The organism is Pseudomonas sp. FA-1, from assembly GCF_056856075.1.
The window spans coordinates 1-728 of sequence record NZ_JBWXTH010000035.1 but is presented as its reverse complement, the minus strand read 5'-3'; the positions used below and the strand labels follow the sequence as shown (position 1 = coordinate 728).

Annotated in this window: 1 rRNA gene; it reads left to right on the top strand. The window is 48.8% G+C overall.

Annotated elements, in window-relative coordinates:
• Window positions 1-193 precede the first annotated feature (193 nt).
• A 23S ribosomal RNA gene (locus AC1MHZ_RS23375) occupies window positions 194-728 on the top strand; the annotation flags it as partial.

Genomic DNA, 728 nt, shown 5'->3' with positions numbered 1-728 from the left:
TGTGAATGTTGATTTCTGACTTTTGTCAGATCGTTCTTTAAAAATTCGGATATGTGATAGATAGACTGATGACCACTTTCACTGGTGGGCCATCAGGCTAAGGTAAAATTTGTGAGTTCTGCGCGAAAGCGCGACATGCGAATTTTCGGCGAATGTCGTCTTCACAGTATAACCAGATTGCTTGGGGTTATATGGTCAAGTGAAGAAGCGCATACGGTGGATGCCTTGGCAGTCAGAGGCGATGAAAGACGTGGTAGCCTGCGATAAGCTTTGGGGAGTCGGCAAACAGACTGTGATCCAGAGATCTCTGAATGGGGGAACCCACCTAGGATAACCTAGGTATCTTGCACTGAATACATAGGTGCAAGAGGCGAACCAGGGGAACTGAAACATCTAAGTACCCTGAGGAAAAGAAATCAACCGAGATTCCCTTAGTAGTGGCGAGCGAACGGGGACCAGCCCTTAAGCTGGTTTGAGATTAGTGGAACGCTCTGGAAAGTGCGGCCATAGTGGGTGATAGCCCCGTACACGAAAATCTCTTGCCAGTGAAATCGAGTAGGACGGAGCACGAGAAACTTTGTCTGAACATGGGGGGACCATCCTCCAAGGCTAAATACTACTGACTGACCGATAGTGAACCAGTACCGTGAGGGAAAGGCGAAAAGAACCCCGGAGAGGGGAGTGAAATAGAACCTGAAACCGTATGCGTACAAGCAGTGGGAGCCTAC